Raw genomic sequence first — 17,319 nt, 5'->3', positions numbered from 1 at the left:
GGAGTTTTCTCCCTGTTACCGTGCCGACGGGCACGGCCTACCGCGCAGTGTAGTCAAAACCTGTTACAACTTCACCGGCCACGAATATTCGCCCGTCGGTATTGCTCTGGCGTGCAGCCAGCGTGGCGCTGGAACATGGCGATAAACGCCGAGGCGGTGCTGTAGCCCAGATCAAACGCAACGTGTTGCACGCTACGGTCGCTGTCCAGCGCTTCGATGGCCGCCAGGTAGCGCAGGCGCTGGCGCCATTCGCCAAAGCTCATGCCCAGCTCGCGCACAAACTGGCGCGCCAGGGTCCGCTCGCTCACATGCACCTGCTCGGCCCATTGCGCCAGCGGGCGGTTGTCTCCCGGCTCTGCCTGCATGCCCTCCAAGACCCCAAGCAACCCAGGGTGGCGGGCGTAGGGCAGGAAGCAATCGTGGACCGGCGCCTGCCGGAGTTGGTCCACCAGCACTTGGGCCAGCCGGATGTCGGCGTCGGTGCGCGGCGCATTGACGTCGCGCAGGGCGAAATCCTTGAGGATCGCCTTGAGAATGTCGCTGATCGCCAGCGTGCAAGGCTGCTGCGGCAACTGCTCGCATAGCTGCGGCGCCAGACCTACGGAGTGGTAGACAATCGCCTCGGCATTGTAGGAGCTGTGCTCGGTATGCGGCGGCACCCACACCGCGTATTGCGGTGGCGACATGAAGCGATTGCCCGCCACTTCCATGCGCATCACGCCGCTGGCCGAGTAATCCAGCGAGCCCCAGGTGTGCTGGTGCGGGGTGCATTCGGTGTCCGGGGCAAAATCGGAATACCGAAAGTACACCGGGCTTGGCAGGCGGGCGAAATCGGGCAGGCGTACGGTGTGTCGGGACATATTGTCTGGATTCAACGCTCGGTTGTCTGGATCGCAGTATAGGCTTCGATCCAGACAGAGGATAATCCTGCCTCGTCAACACACTGGGTTTCTTTTCAATGCAATACGCGTATCCACTGCTGGCTATCTTTATCTGGGCCGGCAACACCGTGGTCAACAAATTGGCCGTGGGCTCGATCTTCCCGGCTGAAATCGGCTTTTACCGCTGGCTGTTCGCAGCGTTGCTGTTCACGCCGTTCATGCTCAAACCGGTGGTCGCCCACTGGCCGCAGATCCGCCCCAACCTGGGCAAGATCTTTATCCTCGGCGTGCTCGGCATGGCGGTGTATCAAAGCCTGGCTTACTACGCCGCGACGCTGACCAGCGCCACCAACATGGGCATCATCCTGTCGCTGATGCCGCTGATGGCGCTGACCGCCGCGATCATCAGCCTTGGCCAACGCCTGACCTTTGGCGCCTTGACCGGCGCGGTGCTGTCGTTCGCAGGCGTGGTAGTGGTGGTGTCAGCCGGCAGCCTGGGCGCGCTGCTGCAACATGGGGTCAACCTGGGCGACGGCATGATGCTGATTGCCACGCTGGCCTACGCGGTCTACAGCACCCTGCTGAAAAAATGGCAGCTGCGACTGCCGCCGTTGGTGCTCCTGTATTTGCAAGTGCTGGTGGCGGTGGTGGTGCTGTTTCCGCTGTACCTGTTCTCGGCCAAGGCAGGTCTGGGCTGGGCGAATATCCCGCTGGTGCTGTATGCGTGCCTGCTGGCGTCGATGCTGGCGCCGTTGGCGTGGATGCACTCGGTGAAGACCCTGGGGCCAAGCCGTACCACGCTGTTTTTCAACCTGCTGCCCTTGATTACCGCGCTGATTGCGGCGCTGGTGCTCAAGGAAGAGCTGGCGCTGTATCACTTGGTGGGCGGTTTGCTGACCTTGGGTGGGGTGATTTTGTCGGAGCGTTGGACCACGCCGGTTGGCCGGAGGGTCAGCGTGGCCTGAGCCATCGCTATCGCAGGCAAGGCAGCTCCCACAGGGGAATGCATTTCAAAGGTAGGAGCTGGCTTGCCTGCGAAGAACGATAACGCGGTTGCCCGGTTAAACCCCGGCCGCCTTCAGCCGCCGGGCATGCTCGACAAACAAACGGATCGGCTCGGCCCCATTGCCCACCAGCCCCAGGGATTGGTTGACGATATCGAAGTGGTCCAGGGCGTAGTCATCGCCGATCACCGTGCCCAGGTGCGAGCTGTAACGCCCGACCAGGCCGTCACACTGGCCCTTCTCCCGCACAAAGCTGCGGGCGAACCAGCGGCAACTGCGATTCGTCCCATCCAGCAAGTTGCGCCCGCGGTCGGTCTTGCCCGGCTGCAAGGTGCCGGACCACGAGTAATAGCGCACACCGTTGACCTCCTCCACTCCCTGCCCACCCCATTCCTGGGGCAACCCCTGGGGATATTGGCGATTGAACAGCGCCACACCCGCGCTGGTCAGGGACTGGTGCGAGGCCGGCAGATCGGCCTTGAAGCGCGGCCCGCGATAGCCGGTTTCCAGCAGGCCCATCACCCAGGCTGCCAAGTGAAAAGCAGCGCTCATCAGCCGGCCTTTGACGCTGTCGACCGGGTAATGGGCGTGGATATGATCGGCCAGTTCCGAGCCATGATTGGGCCCGGCCACCGAGGTCACCGAGGCCACCCATTGCGGGCGCGTGGCCGCCGCATAGCGAGCGGTGAGCGAGCCCTGGCTATGCCCGATCAGGTTGACCTTGTCGGCGCCGGTTTCGCGCAGAATCCGCTCGATCTGCACCAGTAACTGCTCACCGCGCACCTCGCTGGAATCCAGCGGCGCAACCTGCACAGCAAATACCTGCGCCCCACCAGCCCGCAGCGCCGGGACGATGCCGTACCAGTAGGGGAACCACCCCAGGCGTACAAAACCCAGCATGCCGGGCACCAGCACCAAGGGGTAACGTGTAGCTAACGACTGCGGCATGGGCCGAACGTCCTTGATCCAGACGGAATAAAGTCAGGCTAGCCCACGCCCGCGACCAGAAGATGACACCCGCCGGCAAATCCAATAAAACTTTTTGCTCCGCCCAGGACTCACACCTGATAACGACCCCGCCGGCAGAGCGTGGCGTACAACCGGATTAGCCCCAGGAGATTGAAATGACTCAAGCACAATTGACTGACGTTGCAACCCTGCGCAGCCGCGCCCGCCAGAACGTCGAAAACGGCGCCGTGACCGAAGGCTACGACGCCGACCGCGAAGAAATCATCCGTCTGCTCAACGAGTCGCTGGCCACCGAACTGGTCTGCGTGCTGCGCTACAAGCGTCACTACTTCATGGCCAACGGCCTCAAGGCCAGCGTGGCTGCCGATGAGTTCCTGGAACATGCCACCCAGGAAGCCGAGCACGCCGACAAACTGGCCGAGCGCATTGTGCAGCTGGGCGGCGAGCCGGAGTTCAACCCCGACCTGCTGTCGAAGAACTCCCATGCGCAATACGTGGCAGGCAACACCTTGAAAGAAATGGTCTACGAAGACCTGGTGGCCGAACGGATCGCCGTAGACAGCTACCGCGAGATCATCCAGTACATCGGTGACAAAGACCCGACGACCCGTCGCATCTTCGAAGACATCCTGGCCCAGGAAGAAGAACACGCCGACGACATGGCGGATATTCTGCAGGACCTGTAACCACTAACACTGCAACACCCCACTGTGGGAGCGGGCTTGCCCGCGATAGCGTTGGATCAGTTGATAAATCATTGACTGATACTCCGCTATCGCGGGCAAGCCCGCTCCCACAGTTACTTAACAGTTTTTGGCGCCTTGCCTTCCTTCATCTGTTGCAGCAACGGTGCGCACTCATTGGGCTCGCCACCACTTGGGGCCACCAAGGCGAGCAAGCCCGCAGCAGGCCCGGCAATCACACCCAGAGCGACCATGCCCGCACCGCGCAGGGCCAGCGGGATGGCCTTGACCCCGGCATTGGGCTTGATGAACGGCCCGTTGACGTACAGCGGTGAACGCAGGGAGAACAGGCGAAAGCCCTTGGATTCCGGCGTGATGGTCAGGTCCAACTGCTCGGTGGCCATATTCGCGGTGCCGTCGATGTAGATGATCGCGTTCTCGGTATCGAACACAAACAGCCGCGTGGTCGCCAGGCCCGTCTTGATGCCGAAGTCCGCCGCCGCGCAATTGATCTTCACTTCCTCGTCGCCGAACAGGCGGCCTACCACGTAGTTACCCACGTTGAGCCCGGCGATTTCCATCAGGCTACGGCTGATGGCGCCATCGTTGATGAGCATCTTCAGGTCGCCGTTGGAGGTGCCCAACAGTGCCGCCACGGAGTTACCGCGCCCGGCAATATCGGCGTCGCCGTTGAGTTCACCAAAGCTGGTTTTCATCGGTTCGAAGGTGGGGAACAACTGCTTGAGCTTGAAGTTACGCGCCGTGAGTTTGGCGCGGCCTTCCATCGGCGTAGTGCGACCGTTCAAGCGAATCTGCGCATCGAGCTTGCCACCGGCCACGCCGAAACGCAGGGGTTCGAGGCTCAGTTGGCCGTCGTTGAGCACTAGGTGGGTGTAGAGGTCGGTGAAAGGCAAGTCGGCACTGTGGACGATGCGTTTGCCAGTGAACTCGACGTCAGCATCCATATCGTGCCAACGCTCGGTGCGGAACTCCTCAACCGGCAGCACTTTGGTCGCCGGCTGTTTGCTTTCACCGCCACGGGCTTTTTGCTTGGCATTGGAGTCCGCGCCGATCAAAGGCGCCAGGTCATCCATCAGCAGTTGGTTGGACACCAGCGCGCCACTGAGCTTGGGCCGTGGCTGGCTGGCGACATAGGCCAGGTCGCCATGGATGTCGCTGTTGCCGATCTTGCCGTTGAAGTTCTCATAGCGGAAGGAGGCGCCGCTGGCTTCATGCAGTTTGGCGATCAGATGGCCGTCGGTGGAATAGGCCGGCGAGTCCGGCAGGGTCACGCCGGTCAGCGGGTACAGGTTGCCCAGGCTGCTGCCCGACAGTTTCAGGCGCAGGTCCAGGGCGCCGAGGTTCAGCGGGTCGGTCAGGGTACCGGCCAGCGCGATGCTGGTGTCGGCGATCTTGACCTGGGCTTGCAGCGGGAACGGCTTGGCCGCGTCCTGCAAGGCCAGCAAGCCACCGATCTTGCCCGTGCCCGCAAGCTTCTGGCCATGATACTGGCCTTTGACCTTGAGGCCGAACGCGTAGTCCTGGGGCGCCGAGCCTTTTTCCAGGGCCTTTTTGGCATCGGCGTCGCCGACGATTTCACCGAAGGGAATCGGCTTGCCCAGCGGGTCGATGATCACATCCAGCTGGGTCTTGAGGCTTTGATCGTCGAGGGTCACATGGCCTTTGTCGAAGCCGATGGCGCCAATGTCCACCACCCAGTTGGACGGTTCGGCGTTGGGGTCCTTGGGGTCGAACTTGAAGGTCCAGTTGGCGCGGCCATCCGCCAGGCGCTGCAACTGGGCACTGGGTTCAGTGAGGTCGATGCGCGGGATCACCACACGCTGCACCAGCAAAGCCAGGGGCGAAATACGCAGCTCAACCTTCTTGAGCGTGACCATCTGCGGTTGTTTCGACCAATCGGGGTTACCCAGGGTCAGGTCTTCGGCAATCACATGGGGCCACGGCACCCAGGCGCGCCAGCCGCCTTCATCGGGCTCACGCTGCCACACCACGGCGAGGTTGCCGTTAATGGCGAACGGGCGATGCAGCTCTTCGGAGACCTTGGCATTGAGGGGCGGCTTGATGCGGTTCCAGTCGAAGAACACCAACACCAGTACCACGATGGCCATTAACAGAACGAAGCTGGCGCAGCTCCAAGCGACGATTTTACGAGTGCGCGTCATTGCACAGGACTCCTGAATACGACTGGCTGGGCAACAGCCTTTTAAACAGCTTATAGGACTACGACTGGCAAAGTGCCTGGGGGTTTAACGCAACGGCGGATTTAGCCGAAAAAAGCGATTTTCCTGATCAACCAGACAATTTCCCCCATCGATGACGCACCATTGTTACCCAGGTTCGTGTCGAAAATACCCACATCGGTGCAAAGCCGCGGGCTTGAGAGGCTCGGTCTAGAGCCTCCGGCGAGAACAATCAATTCTGTTGATTATTACCATTGTGTTTATGAACTTTTATATCGACTTATCAAGGGTAACATTAGCCCTGTACCCACTTTATCGCCCTCCCAAGGAGCAACCATCATGAAACGCCAATTACTCGCTACTGTTCTGTTATCTGTCCTGGCTTCCAGCGCTTTTGCCCTGCCAGCCGCCGAACAGGCCACCCCACAGAACAAAGCCCAAGCCGTGCAAACCAGCCAAACCGTAGCTCGCAGCGGTTCGCAAGAAGACGAAAACCGTGACTACGCCAAAGGCGCCGTGGCTGAAAATGGCTACAACCGCCTGCAAGAGAAAGGTCTGGTTGAAGGCGGTGCTGAACAAGCCAACAAACGCGCCTACACCGAAGGCGTTGCTGAAGGCGGTGCCGACCGTCTGCAAGAACTGCATCAAGCACAGAGCTAAGCCTGTGGTGGCCCAGAAAAAAGCCCGATCTGCCGATCGGGCTTTTGCTTTTATATAGACCGCGTCACGCCCCGCCCCTGCCAAGTTCGACGCCGGCAAAGCGCTTTTGCTAGAGTGCGTCGCTGTACTTGCCGACAAAGCTCATCCGCTCATGCTGCCCCGCGCCGAACAAAAGCAACAGACCCGCCTCGCCCTGATGGACGCAGCCCGCCATCTGATGGAGTGTGGCCGTGGGTTTGGCAGCCTGAGCCTGCGCGAAGTGGCCAAGGCCGCGGGTATCGTGCCCACCGGTTTCTATCGCCATTTCGCCGATATGGACCAACTTGGGCTGGTATTGGTCAGCGAAGTCGGCCAGACCTTCCGCGCCACGATCCGCCTGGTGCGCCACAACGAATTCGTGATGGGCGGCATCATCGATGCCTCGGTGCGCATCTTTCTCGATGTGGTCTCGGCCAACCGTTCGCAATTTCTGTTTCTGGCCCGCGAACAGTACGGCGGCTGCCTGGCCGTGCGCCAAGCCATCGCCGCCCTGCGCGAAGACATCACACGCGACCTGGCCGCCGACCTGACGTTGATGCCCAAGTTGCAGCACCTGGATGCGGAAGGTTTGCATGTGATGGCCGACCTGATCGTCAAGAGCGTGTTCGCCACCCTGCCCGATATCATCGACCCACCGGCCCACGCCTTGCCGGCCCACCTCACGCCCCAGGCGAAAATCACCCAACAACTGCGCTTTATCTTTATCGGCCTCAAGCATTGGCAAGGGCTGGGCAGCACCGAATAAAGCAATCAACCCGCCGTGTGGAAACGCTTGGCCGTGGTGTAGTGCTTGTTCCAATAGCTATTGCTCAATGAATCGATACGAATGGTTTTGCCGGTGCGCGGCGAATGGATGAATTTGCCTTGGCCGATATAAAGGCCGACATGGCTGACCTGGCCGCGCCCGTTGCCTTTGAAAAACACCGCATCCCCTGGCTTCAACGCATTGCGCTTGATGGTCGCCGCCGATGAGCGGTGCATGGCCGTGGTGGTGCGCGGTATCTGGATATTGGCCTGGGTCTTGAACAGGTACACCAGGAAGCTGCTGCAATCAAAGCCCTGCTCTGCAGAAGTGCCGCCCCACTTGTAGGGCGTGCCCAGCAACTCATGGGCGCGATCGATCACGTCGTCGATAGAAGCTGGCTTGATACTTTGCAGCGACGAACCGAAGGTGGCGCGGGGCTGAAAGTTGGCCGATGCCGATGAAATAAAGAAGGTCAGGCTGACCAGGCATATACAGAAAATTGATCGAAGCATGATAAACGTCGCGGTGGCATTAAACAGGGCGCATAGCCTAAAGAACCCGCAGGTAATCTCATGAACTCCAAATCCTCATGATTCGTAGGACAAATCCTAAAAACCGCCTACCGAGAAAAAGATGAAAGAAATTTCATCAAGCTGAGCGCCACCATCAACGCAAAACGCCCTTCGCCGGTGCTATAAACATCCGATACGCACCAAATTGATACACGCACCGAATTATCCGACGCCCTATTGAGCAGCATGCCTGCCTGACTACAGGGAATTCCTACTCAATTCCATGATTGGCAAGCCCCTTGCTCTAGGTCTTTCATCGCTCACAGCTGGAAGCTCTCTGATGCTGGTGATACACCGCCGAATCGCCCCCCAAGCCCTCTGGGCCGCCGAGTTGCTGCTCAACTTCGAAGCCCGCAGCAAAAGCCGCCTGCGCTGTTTCAGTGCCGACGGTGAAGACGTCGGCCTGTTTTTGGAGCGGGGCCAGCCGCCCTTGCACGATGGTGAATTCCTACAGGCAGAAGACGGACGCGTCGTACGGGTGTGCGCCCGTCCTGAACAACTGCTGCACGTCACCTGCCGCAATGCCTTTGAGCTGACCCGCGCCGCGTATCACCTGGGCAACCGCCATGTGGCCCTGCAAGTCGGTGACGGCTGGCTGCGCCTGCTCGATGACTACGTGCTCAAGGCCATGCTTGAACAGCTAGGCGCCGATGCGCAGACCATAGAAGCGCCATTTCAACCCGAGCACGGCGCCTATGGCGGTGGCCATCATCATTCACGCCATGGCGATGAAGACTTCAACTACGCGCCCAAGCTGCATCAGTTCGGCGTGCGTCTATGAACCCAGCCTGGGCGCTGCTACGCCTGGCCAGTCCGCAATTGCCGATTGGCGGCTACAGCTATTCCCAAGGCCTGGAAATGGCGGTGGACAACGGCCGTGTGCAGGATGCCGCGAGCGCCCGACGCTGGATCAGTGACCAGTTGCTGCTCAACCTGGCGCGTTTCGAAGCGCCGCTGTTGCTCGCCCATTGCCGCGCCGCCGCTGAGCAGGACTGGGCCCAACTGGCGCAGTTGTGCGACGAGCACCGTGCCAGTCGTGAGACCCGCGAGCTGTATCAGGAGAGCCGCCAGATGGGCTACTCATTGCAACAACTGCTCAACGGCTTGCCGGAACTGGACGACAGCGCCCGTGACTTTCTCGCCCAACGCGACGAACCGCACCTGGCCCTTGGCTGGGCCTTGGCCGCGCGCGCCTGGCACATCAGCGCCGACGACGCCCTTGCCGCCTGGCTGTGGAGCTGGCTGGAAAACCAATTGGCGGTGCTGATGAAAACCCTGCCATTGGGCCAGCAAGCCGCCCAACGCCTGACCAGCGAACTGCTGCCGCTGCTGCAACAAGCCCAGCAGGATGCCGAGCGCATCAACCCCAACCATTTGGGCAGCGCCGCTTTTGGCCTGTCCCTGGCGTGCATGGCCCACGAGCGCCAGTACAGCCGCCTGTTCCGTTCCTGATTGTGGAGAAGCACATGAACACACAACCCCTGCGCGTCGGTATCGGCGGCCCGGTAGGCTCGGGCAAGACCGCCCTGACCCTGGCCCTGTGCCTGGCGCTGCGCGATCGCTACAACCTGGCGGTGGTCACCAACGATATCTACACCCGCGAAGACGCCGACTTCCTGGTGCGCAACCAGGCCCTGGCGCCGGAGCGCATCATTGGCGTGGAAACCGGCGGCTGCCCGCACACGGCGATTCGCGAAGATGCCTCGATCAACCTGGAGGCCGTGGACCAGCTCAACCGCCGTTTTCCCGGCCTGGACCTGATTCTGGTGGAGTCCGGCGGCGACAACTTGTCGGCCACCTTCAGCCCGGAACTGTCGGACCTGACCATCTATGTGATCGATGTGTCTGCGGGCGACAAGCTGCCGCGCAAGGGCGGGCCCGGTATTTGCAAATCCGACCTGCTGGTGATCAACAAGATCGACCTGGCCCCGCTGGTCGGCGCCTCGCTGGAACTGATGAACAGCGACACCCAGCGCATGCGCAACGGCAAACCCTTTGTGTTCAGCAACCAGAAAACCGGGGTCGGCCTGGATGACATTGTCGCCTTCATCGAACGCCAGGGCCTGCTGACCGCCGCCTGATCAACCCATAAGGAACCTGTCCATGAGACTCAACAGACTTTTCGCCGCCGCCGCGCTGCTGCTCGCCCCGGCCCTGGCCTTCGCCCATCCGGGCCATGGCGACAATGGCCTGGTGGCCGGTATCAGCCACCCCTTGGGCGGCCTCGATCACTTGCTGGCCATGGTTGCGGTGGGCCTCTGGGCTGCCCAGCAAAAAGGCGCCGCGCGCTGGGCGCTGCCGTGTACCTTTGTCGGCACCATGCTGATCGGCGGCGTGCTGGGTTTTGAAGGGCTGCAACTACCGGCACTGGAAAGCGGGATTGCAGCATCGGTGCTGGCCTTGGGCCTGGCGGTAGCGTTGGCAGTGCGGCCGCCGCTGTTCGTGGCCGTGGGCGCCACGGCCTTGTTTGCACTGTTTCACGGCGTGGCCCATGGCCTGGAACTGCCGGATATGACCAGCCCTTGGGCGTATGCGGCTGGGTTTGTGGGGGCGACTGCCGTGTTGCACGCTGCGGGTTATGCGGTGGTGCGCTTTTTGCCTGCGGCTGCAGCGCCACTGGTGCGAGTGGCCGGGGCGGCTTCGGCGGCGACTGGGGTTTGGTTGCTGGCGGGCTGATTTGCGGCACTGCTGAGGGCCTCTCGTTCCCACGCTCCGCGTGGGAACGCAGCCGAGGACGCTCTGCGTCCCAAAGCATGACGCAGAGCGTCATAAAATGCATTCCCACGCAGAGCGTGGGAACGATCAGCCTGCTACCATGCGCGCCTACACCCCTGCCGTGACGACGCCAGCCAATGCCCATCGCTTCCCCCTCTTCCCTGACGCCTGTGCTCACGCACTTCCATGACCTGATCGTGCCCCTCTGGCAAGGCCCGGGCTGGAATGCCGACTTGGCACTGCCCTTTGAGGCCCTGAACGCCGACCACCAGCCTCTGCCCCCACAGCGCTATCGCGCCATGGCCTGCGCCCGGCAGCTGTACCTGTTCGCCAGCTTGATCGGCGAGCCCGGCGCGGCGTTTGCCGAAGAACGTGCGGCGGCGCTGTTTCGCTCCCTGCAACGGCACTTTCATGATGCCGAACACGGTGGCTGGTTCTACAGCATCGACCCCGCCGGCCAACCGCTGGACAAGCGCAAAGACCTCTACACCCACGCCTTCATTATTTTTGCCTGCGCCCATTACTGGGCCAAGGTGCGTGAACCGCTGGTAGAGTCGGTGCTCAACGCCGCCCTGGAAGTCGTCGCCCAACGCTTTGCCACCGGCGACGGCTTGTACGAGGCGGTACTGGAGCGCAACTGGGCCTCACTCAACACAGGCCCCTTGCAAAACCCGCTGATGCACCTGGCCGAAGGTTTCCTGGCCACCCTCGCGGTGCGTGAGGACGCCCAGGTACAAGCGGCCCTGCTGGCACTGGCGACGGCCATGCAGCAACGCTTCATCGACCGCGAACACGGCGTGATGATGGAGAAACCGTTGGGCGCTGTGGATAACTGGTTTGAGCCGGGGCACCAGTTCGAATGGTTCTTTTTGCTGGAATCTTCAGCTGTGCTGCGCGGCACTGCGCTGCATGGGTCGCTGACACGGGCATTTGCCTATGCCGAGCAAAAGGGTGTGGATAAGTTAAGCGGCGCGGTCAGCGGCATGCTCGCGCTGGATGGCACGGTGCGCGACGGTACCCAACGGATCTGGGCGCAGGCGGAGTACCTGCGGGCACTGACCTTGCGGCCAGGTAGCGAAGCAGTGCTGCAGCGTCAGTTGCAGGCGCTGCAACAGCGCTTTTTGCATGCCAAGGGTTGGCATGAATGCCTGGATGCCGAGGGTAAGGTGAGCCGACGGGATATGCCTTCGACTACGCCTTATCATTTGGCGACTTGCTATCAGGGTTTGGTCCGGCATCTGGGCTGACCTGTAGGGCCCCATCGCAGGCAAGCCAGCTCCCACACTTGAATGTGCGAACACTATCAACTGTGGGAGCTGGCTTGCCTGCGATAGCCTCACCTCGGTCTAACAGACTTTATGCAATCCACTTGCGATCCCCGGTAAAACTGATCGTCAACCACCGCGCCGCATCCGCCGCCCCCAGCCCTGTGGATATCTCCTCACGCAGCCCATCAAGGGTGGCGACGTTATCCACCGGGTAATCCGCTGGCAGCACCACATGAATCTCGATAAACCGTGCACGCCCGTGCTTCTGCACATAGGACACGTAGTCGTCGAAACCATGCTTGGCCTGCGCCGCGTCCATCACTTCGCGGACCTTGTCGTCCAAGTGATCCGGCGCGATGCCCAACACTTCGCGCAACGCCGGGCGCAAAATCTTGAATGCCGGCGCCAGCATGCTCAGGGCCAGCAGGATCAGGATCAACGGGTCCACGTAGACCGCCCACTCGCCATAGCCCTGGGACTTGAGCAACAGCGCCGCCAGGAAGCTGATCAGCAAGCCCACCGACAGCATCGCGTCCACCAGCCAGCTGATGTTGTCGAACTGGATCAATGACGATTTGAGTGTGCGATTGCGATAGCGCACGTAGAAGAAGTAGGCGAACTCCACGACGGTAAACACCGCCGCATAAATGATCACCAGCCCCAACTCGATTTCGCGCCCGCCATTGATAATGCCGAACACGCCATTGAGGAACGCGTAGATGGCGATCAACAGCAGGAAACTGCCTTCTATCAACAGCACCATCGGTTCCAGGTGCCAATAGCCGAACTGGAAACGCTCGTTGCTTTTCTTGGCGATCAGCTTGGCCGTGATCAGCATCAACACCTTGATGGCGGTGGCGATCAGCGAGAAAAAGCCGTCGAACAGAATGGATTGGGCGCCGGATATCACACCCGTGACAATCCCGGCGATCGCGACTGCGAACATCAGGATGGTCGATTGTTTGAGCAGTGCCTGCTCACCTCGGTTACTCACATTGCCTCCTGTCAAAACCTTTAAACCGCTGGGTGCGGTGGGTTTTCAGGCCGGCAGTGTACCTTATGCCGCATTTTGGCCGATTTGCCGCCACTGAAAGCGGGGCGCAGAGCGCCCCCGGCGGCATTACCACGCGGAGCGTGGGAACGATCAGCGTGTGTCGCGCAGGTGCTTAGCCCTTGGCCCCACGCTCAATCGCAAACCCAGCCCAGGTCTGGCTCACCGGCATCAGCTCCAGGCGGTTGATGTTCACGTGGGCCGGGGTGTTCATTACCCAGAAAATCGTATCGGCAATATCCTGCGGCTGGATCGGCTCGGCCCCGGCATAGGTGGCGTCGTAACGCGCCTGGTCACCGCCGAAGCGCACCAGGGAGAACTCGCTCTCACACAGGCCCGGCTCGATATTGGTCACGCGCACGCCGGTGCCTTGCAAGTCGCAGCGCAGGTTCAACGAGAACTGCTTCACGAACGCCTTGGAACCGCCATACACATGGCTGCCCGGGTACGGGTAGTTACCGGCGATGGAGCCCAGGTTGATGATCCCGGCGCCACGGCCATGGGCGATCAGGCGCGGCAGCAGCAGGTTGGTGGTGGTCAGCAGGCCCTTGATGTTGGTATCGACCATGGTTTCCCAGTCGTCGAGGTCGCACTTGGGTGCCGGGTCGGTGCCCACGGCGAGACCTGCGTTGTTGATCAGGCCACGCAGCTTGGCGAACGACGGCGGCAAGTTGGCGATGGCCTCCTCCATGCCTTTGCGGTCGCGCACATCCACCACCAGGCCATGCACTTCGGTCTGCTTGGAAAGCTCTTCGACCAAGGCGTTCAAGCGCTCGGCACGACGACCAGTAAGTACCAGTTTCCAGCCGGCCTCGGCAAAACGACGGGCACAGGCTTCGCCGAAACCTGAAGTGGCGCCAGTGATAAACAGCGTGTCGGACATGGTGTTCTCCTTGCGGGCATCGGGAAAAAAACAGCCAGCAGAATGCCCTTACGCCGCCGTTGCGGCAACCGCTATGCACGCACATGCCTGCGCGACTGGTCATTTTTTAATCAATACTAGCAAAGCCTTATAAACCGTGGCTTGCAGCCATATGCGCGCAGGTTATCCACAACTGCGCCCACAGTCTTTGGGGGCAAGTGCAAATGGCTCAAAGCCGCTGTGCACAAGGGTTGCAGGCGGTTTTAGAAAGTTTTTTTCTTGACCTGGGGGAGCGCCTATGTAGGCGCTGACAAATGCAGAAAAACACAACGATGGCTCCAGGCCAGTCATTCCGGCCCCTGCGCGCGTCTTTCCAGAGTTTAGTCACAGACTTATCCACAGGCAGGAATGACTTATTTCGTTCATATACCTGTGTCTTTAAACAGGTTGACAAACCCCTGGGGCGCTCGTGAAAAACACGCTGATCAAAAAACAACCACAGAGCTGTAAGCCACGTATTTAAAGGCTTTCAGCCAGCTACTCCCACGTTACCCACAGCCGGTTCCACAGTGGATGGGGACAAGTCAAAACTGTGACAAAACAGGGATTTGCGGCGGCTATATGTCGCGCTTTTGAGGTGGGCTGGATTTGTTTTCCACAATTTGGCGCTAGCCTTGTGAACACCTCAAAACAACTGTGGGAGCGGGCTTGCTCGCGAATGCGGCGTGTCAGTCAAAACATCTGATACTGGTACACCGCATTCGCGAGCAAGCCCGCTCCCACAGGGGAACCGCGCCGCTTTAGGTCAGTGACCGCCCAGGTAGGCGTTACGCACGTCCTCGTTCACCAGCAACTCCTTGCCCGTGCCTGTCAGGCGAATCTCACCATTGACCATCACATAGGCCCGGTCCGACAGGCGCAGCGCATGGTTGGCGTTCTGCTCCACCAGGAAGATGGTCATCCCGGTGGACGCCAGCTCGCGCAGGGTGGAAAAGATCTGCTTCACCACAATCGGCGCCAACCCCAGGCTTGGCTCATCGAGCAGCAACAGCTTGGGCCGGCTCATCAGCGCACGGGCGATGGCGAGCATTTGCTGCTCACCACCGGACATGGTCATCGCCCGCTGGTTGCGCCGCTCCTTGAGCCTGGGGAACAGCTCGAACATGCGCTGCATGTCTTCACTGGCGAACTTGTCGCCTATGGGGATGGTGCCCATCAGCAGGTTTTCCTCGACGGTCATGTCAGGGAACACCCGCCGCCCTTCCGGCGACTGCGCAATGCCGTTGGAGGCAATGTAGTGGGACGACTTGTGGGTAATGTCGACGCCGTTGTACAGAATCTGCCCCGACTCGGCCCGAGGCTGACCGAAGATCGACATCAGCAACGTGGATTTACCCGCGCCATTGGAGCCGATCAGGCTGACGGTTTCGCCTTCGTTGATGTGCAGCGAGACTTTTTTCAGGGCCTGGATCGGGCCGTAGAACACGTCCAGGTCCTTCATTTCGAGGATAGGTGCACTCATACCAACTCCTCTTCATCCGCGCCCAGGTAGGCGGCGATCACTTTCGGGTCGTTGCGGATCGCGTCCGGGCCGCCTTCGGCGATCACGTTGCCGTGGTCCAGCACCACAATGTGGTCGGAAATACTCATCACCATGCCCATGTCGTGTTCGATCAGCACCACCGTAAGGTCGTGTTCGTCGCGCAGCAGGCGAATCATCGCGCTGAGGGCTTCGGTTTCCTGAGGGTTGAGGCCCGCTGCCGGTTCATCCAGGCAGATGATCTGCGGCCGCGTGCACATGGCGCGGGCGATCTCCAGGCGGCGCTGCTGGCCGTAGGAGAGCTCGCCGGCCAGGCGGTTGGCGCAGTCCACCAGGTCGACCACTTCCAGCCAGTAGAACGCGCAATCCAGCGCATCACTTTCGGCCTTGCGGTAGCCCTTGGTATTGAGGATGCCGGCGAGCATGTTGCGGTTGACCCACATGTGTTGGGCCACCAGCAGGTTTTCCAGTACCGACATTTCCTTGAACAGGCGAATGTTCTGGAACGTGCGCGCAAGGCCCGCGCGATTCACCAGGTGGGTGCCGCCGAACATCTTGTAGTACACACGGCTGAGGAAGCTTTTGGGCGACACGAAGTCGGTGGCCTCAAAGCGCTCGCCGAGCAGTTGGATGACGTTGGTTTGCTTGCCCCGTACGTTGAGTTCGATCTTGCCGCCACTGGCTTTGTAGAAGCCGGTAAGGCAGTTGAACACCGTGGTCTTGCCGGCGCCGTTGGGGCCGATCAGGGCGAAGATCGAGTTGCGTTTGACCTGCAGGCTCACATCACTGAGGGCCTTGATGCCTCCGAAGTGCATCATCAGGTGTTCGACGGACAGCACGACTTCCTTGCTCATGGCGCTACCCCCTTGCGTGGCGTCACGCCGGTACGGCTGATGCGAATCAAGCCACGCGGCCTCCAGATCATCATCACCACCATCAACACGCCAAACAGCAACACGCGGTATTCGGAGAAGCTGCGCAGCAATTCAGGCGCCACGGTCAGCACAAACGCGGCAATCACCACGCCGACCGTCGAGCCCATGCCGCCCAACACCACGATGGCGAGGATCAACGCTGACTCAAAGAAGGTGAACGACGACGGGTTGACGAAGCCCTGGTAGCTGGCAAAGAACACCCCGGCCAAACCGGCCGTGGACGCGCCAATGGTGAAGGCCGAGAGTTTGACCAGCACATGGTTCAGGCCCATGGAGCGGCAGGCGATTTCATCTTCGCGCAGGGCTTCCCAGGCGCGACCGACCGGCATGCGCGTCAGGCGATGCTTGATGTACAGCACGGCCAGCACCACCAAGAACAGCACGATGTAGATGAACATGAACTTGATGTTGGGGTTGTAATCGATGCCGAAAAACTCGTGAAACGGAATGCCGCCATCCTTTGCACGCTTGCCGAACTCCAGGCCCAGGAAGGTCGGTGACGGCACCGGCATACCGTTCGGGCCGCCGGTAAACGACAGCCAGTTGTTGAGCACCAGGCGAATGATTTCACCAAAACCCAGGGTCACGATGGCGAGGTAGTCACCGTGCATTCGCAGCACGGGGAAACCGAGTATGCATCCCGCCAACGCCGCCGCGATGGCCGCCAGTGGCAGCACCGTCCAGAAGCCCAGGCCCAGGTATTGATAACCCAGCGCCAAGCCGTAGGCACCGATGGCGTAGAAGGCCACGTAACCCAGGTCGAGCAGGCCCGCCAGGCCCACCACGATGTTCAGGCCCAGGCCGAGCAACACGTAGATCAGCCCCAGGATCACCACGGTGAGCAGGTACTTGTTGGCAAAGATCGGGAACACGATGGCGATCACGATCAGCGCCGGGATGATCCAGCGCAGCCGCGACTTGTAGTCCGGTGGCAGCACGTGCACGCCGGAGCCGCTGCTCTCAAACCCTTGCAGGATCTTCACGCCCTTGGGGGTTTGCAGGAACAGGCTCAGGGCAAAGCGCCCGGCCATGACGATGGCGACCAGCACGGCAACCCGCGCAGGTTCCAGGTTGAAGCTGTAGCCGTCGAGCACCACGCCGACAATCGGGCCGAACACGATCAGCGAAATCAGCCCCGCGAGCACCGTATCGACCACACTTTTCTTGATATCAATGGATTTGGCAGCAGACATG

Annotated in this window: 18 protein-coding genes; 9 read left to right on the top strand and 9 right to left on the bottom strand. The window is 60.8% G+C overall.

What is annotated here, in order from left to right; translation table 11 throughout:
* Positions 1-71: 71 nt before the first annotated feature.
* Complete coding sequence (locus ACWHXD_RS02805; protein WP_034125676.1) at positions 72-860, bottom strand: AraC family transcriptional regulator; 789 nt, start codon at positions 858-860, stop codon at positions 72-74.
* A 98-nt stretch (positions 861-958) separates the two neighbouring features.
* On the opposite strand from ACWHXD_RS02805, the gene ACWHXD_RS02800 reads away from it, so the two are divergent.
* A complete protein-coding gene (locus tag ACWHXD_RS02800; RefSeq protein ID WP_044271043.1) occupies positions 959-1,846 on the top strand; it encodes a DMT family transporter in 888 nt (295 codons plus the stop codon).
* Positions 1,847-1,942: 96 nt separating this feature from the next.
* Here ACWHXD_RS02800 and ACWHXD_RS02795 read toward each other — a convergent pair whose 3' ends face one another.
* Entirely contained in the window at positions 1,943-2,833 is an 891-nt protein-coding gene (locus ACWHXD_RS02795; protein ID WP_044271040.1) for an esterase/lipase family protein, read from the bottom strand.
* A gap of 176 nt (positions 2,834-3,009) precedes the next feature.
* Between ACWHXD_RS02795 and ACWHXD_RS02790 the strand changes: the two genes are divergently transcribed.
* Complete coding sequence (locus ACWHXD_RS02790; RefSeq protein WP_003188119.1) at positions 3,010-3,540, top strand: ferritin-like domain-containing protein; 531 nt, start codon at positions 3,010-3,012, stop codon at positions 3,538-3,540.
* Positions 3,541-3,653: 113 nt separating this feature from the next.
* On the opposite strand, the gene ACWHXD_RS02785 is transcribed toward ACWHXD_RS02790, so the two are convergent.
* Positions 3,654-5,720: an AsmA family protein gene (locus tag ACWHXD_RS02785; RefSeq protein WP_044271037.1), complete on the bottom strand. Its 2,067-nt coding sequence runs from the start codon at positions 5,718-5,720 to the stop codon at positions 3,654-3,656.
* A gap of 357 nt (positions 5,721-6,077) precedes the next feature.
* Here ACWHXD_RS02785 and ACWHXD_RS02780 point away from each other — a divergent pair, with 357 nt between their 5' ends.
* Complete coding sequence (locus ACWHXD_RS02780; protein WP_003188116.1) at positions 6,078-6,398, top strand: hypothetical protein; 321 nt, start codon at positions 6,078-6,080, stop codon at positions 6,396-6,398.
* 151 nt (positions 6,399-6,549) lie between these two features.
* A complete protein-coding gene (locus tag ACWHXD_RS02775) occupies positions 6,550-7,182 on the top strand; it encodes a TetR family transcriptional regulator (RefSeq protein ID WP_032893801.1) in 633 nt (210 codons plus the stop codon).
* Positions 7,183-7,187: 5 nt separating this feature from the next.
* Here ACWHXD_RS02775 and ACWHXD_RS02770 read toward each other — a convergent pair whose 3' ends face one another.
* Entirely contained in the window at positions 7,188-7,694 is a 507-nt protein-coding gene (locus tag ACWHXD_RS02770; protein WP_056782773.1) for a C40 family peptidase, read from the bottom strand.
* A 340-nt stretch (positions 7,695-8,034) separates the two neighbouring features.
* On the opposite strand from ACWHXD_RS02770, the gene ureE reads away from it, so the two are divergent.
* The 5 genes from ureE (at position 8,035) to ACWHXD_RS02745 (ending at position 11,716) form a co-directional block, all read left to right on the top strand.
* The gene (gene ureE, locus ACWHXD_RS02765) at positions 8,035-8,535 is read left to right on the top strand and encodes an urease accessory protein UreE (RefSeq protein ID WP_003188112.1); all 501 of its coding nucleotides are present in this window, start codon (positions 8,035-8,037) and stop codon (positions 8,533-8,535) included.
* On the top strand, positions 8,532-9,206 hold the full coding sequence (locus tag ACWHXD_RS02760; RefSeq protein ID WP_098949715.1) for an urease accessory protein UreF: 675 nt from the start codon (positions 8,532-8,534) through the stop codon (positions 9,204-9,206). Before ureE ends, ACWHXD_RS02760 begins: the two co-directional genes overlap by 4 nt.
* Before the next feature lie 14 nt (positions 9,207-9,220).
* The gene (gene ureG / locus ACWHXD_RS02755; protein WP_003188109.1) at positions 9,221-9,835 is read left to right on the top strand and encodes an urease accessory protein UreG; all 615 of its coding nucleotides are present in this window, start codon (positions 9,221-9,223) and stop codon (positions 9,833-9,835) included.
* A 22-nt stretch (positions 9,836-9,857) separates the two neighbouring features.
* Complete coding sequence (locus ACWHXD_RS02750; RefSeq protein WP_003188108.1) at positions 9,858-10,430, top strand: HupE/UreJ family protein; 573 nt, start codon at positions 9,858-9,860, stop codon at positions 10,428-10,430.
* Between the two features lie 176 nt (positions 10,431-10,606).
* Complete coding sequence (locus tag ACWHXD_RS02745) at positions 10,607-11,716, top strand: AGE family epimerase/isomerase (protein ID WP_032893803.1); 1,110 nt, start codon at positions 10,607-10,609, stop codon at positions 11,714-11,716.
* Between the two features lie 109 nt (positions 11,717-11,825).
* On the opposite strand, the gene ACWHXD_RS02740 is transcribed toward ACWHXD_RS02745, so the two are convergent.
* The 5 genes from ACWHXD_RS02740 to livM all read right to left on the bottom strand — a co-directional run bounded on the left by ACWHXD_RS02740 (position 11,826) and on the right by livM (position 17,318).
* Complete coding sequence (locus ACWHXD_RS02740) at positions 11,826-12,731, bottom strand: cation diffusion facilitator family transporter (RefSeq protein WP_003188105.1); 906 nt, start codon at positions 12,729-12,731, stop codon at positions 11,826-11,828.
* 172 nt (positions 12,732-12,903) lie between these two features.
* The gene (locus ACWHXD_RS02735; protein WP_005784288.1) at positions 12,904-13,671 is read right to left on the bottom strand and encodes an SDR family oxidoreductase; all 768 of its coding nucleotides are present in this window, start codon (positions 13,669-13,671) and stop codon (positions 12,904-12,906) included.
* A 784-nt stretch (positions 13,672-14,455) separates the two neighbouring features.
* On the bottom strand, positions 14,456-15,172 hold the full coding sequence (locus ACWHXD_RS02730; protein ID WP_003188103.1) for an ABC transporter ATP-binding protein: 717 nt from the start codon (positions 15,170-15,172) through the stop codon (positions 14,456-14,458).
* Positions 15,169-16,044, bottom strand: coding sequence for an ABC transporter ATP-binding protein (locus ACWHXD_RS02725; protein ID WP_003188102.1), 876 nt, complete (start codon positions 16,042-16,044; stop codon positions 15,169-15,171). Before ACWHXD_RS02725 ends, ACWHXD_RS02730 begins: the two co-directional genes overlap by 4 nt.
* Positions 16,041-17,318: a high-affinity branched-chain amino acid ABC transporter permease LivM gene (gene livM, locus ACWHXD_RS02720; RefSeq protein WP_003188100.1), complete on the bottom strand. Its 1,278-nt coding sequence runs from the start codon at positions 17,316-17,318 to the stop codon at positions 16,041-16,043. Before livM ends, ACWHXD_RS02725 begins: the two co-directional genes overlap by 4 nt.
* Position 17,319: the final 1 nt, after the last annotated feature.

This window comes from Pseudomonas fjordensis (assembly GCF_976987115.1).
This window is presented reverse-complemented; position numbering and strand designations above follow the sequence as displayed.

Bases quoted from the DNA above. Each gene is read 5' to 3' on its own strand.
- ACWHXD_RS02805 (WP_034125676.1), bottom strand. From the start codon at position 860: ATGTCCCGACACACCGTACGCCTGCCCGATTTCGCCCGCCTGCCAAGC.
- ACWHXD_RS02800 (WP_044271043.1), top strand. From the start codon at position 959: ATGCAATACGCGTATCCACTGCTGGCTATCTTTATCTGGGCCGGCAAC.
- ACWHXD_RS02795 (WP_044271040.1), bottom strand. From the start codon at position 2,833: ATGCCGCAGTCGTTAGCTACACGTTACCCCTTGGTGCTGGTGCCCGGC.
- ACWHXD_RS02790 (WP_003188119.1), top strand. From the start codon at position 3,010: ATGACTCAAGCACAATTGACTGACGTTGCAACCCTGCGCAGCCGCGCC.
- ACWHXD_RS02785 (WP_044271037.1), bottom strand. From the start codon at position 5,720: ATGACGCGCACTCGTAAAATCGTCGCTTGGAGCTGCGCCAGCTTCGTT.
- ACWHXD_RS02780 (WP_003188116.1), top strand. From the start codon at position 6,078: ATGAAACGCCAATTACTCGCTACTGTTCTGTTATCTGTCCTGGCTTCC.
- ACWHXD_RS02775 (WP_032893801.1), top strand. From the start codon at position 6,550: ATGCTGCCCCGCGCCGAACAAAAGCAACAGACCCGCCTCGCCCTGATG.
- ACWHXD_RS02770 (WP_056782773.1), bottom strand. From the start codon at position 7,694: ATGCTTCGATCAATTTTCTGTATATGCCTGGTCAGCCTGACCTTCTTT.
- ureE (WP_003188112.1), top strand. From the start codon at position 8,035: ATGCTGGTGATACACCGCCGAATCGCCCCCCAAGCCCTCTGGGCCGCC.
- ACWHXD_RS02760 (WP_098949715.1), top strand. From the start codon at position 8,532: ATGAACCCAGCCTGGGCGCTGCTACGCCTGGCCAGTCCGCAATTGCCG.
- ureG (WP_003188109.1), top strand. From the start codon at position 9,221: ATGAACACACAACCCCTGCGCGTCGGTATCGGCGGCCCGGTAGGCTCG.
- ACWHXD_RS02750 (WP_003188108.1), top strand. From the start codon at position 9,858: ATGAGACTCAACAGACTTTTCGCCGCCGCCGCGCTGCTGCTCGCCCCG.
- ACWHXD_RS02745 (WP_032893803.1), top strand. From the start codon at position 10,607: ATGCCCATCGCTTCCCCCTCTTCCCTGACGCCTGTGCTCACGCACTTC.
- ACWHXD_RS02735 (WP_005784288.1), bottom strand. From the start codon at position 13,671: ATGTCCGACACGCTGTTTATCACTGGCGCCACTTCAGGTTTCGGCGAA.
- ACWHXD_RS02730 (WP_003188103.1), bottom strand. From the start codon at position 15,172: ATGAGTGCACCTATCCTCGAAATGAAGGACCTGGACGTGTTCTACGGC.
- ACWHXD_RS02725 (WP_003188102.1), bottom strand. From the start codon at position 16,044: ATGAGCAAGGAAGTCGTGCTGTCCGTCGAACACCTGATGATGCACTTC.
- livM (WP_003188100.1), bottom strand. From the start codon at position 17,318: ATGTCTGCTGCCAAATCCATTGATATCAAGAAAAGTGTGGTCGATACG.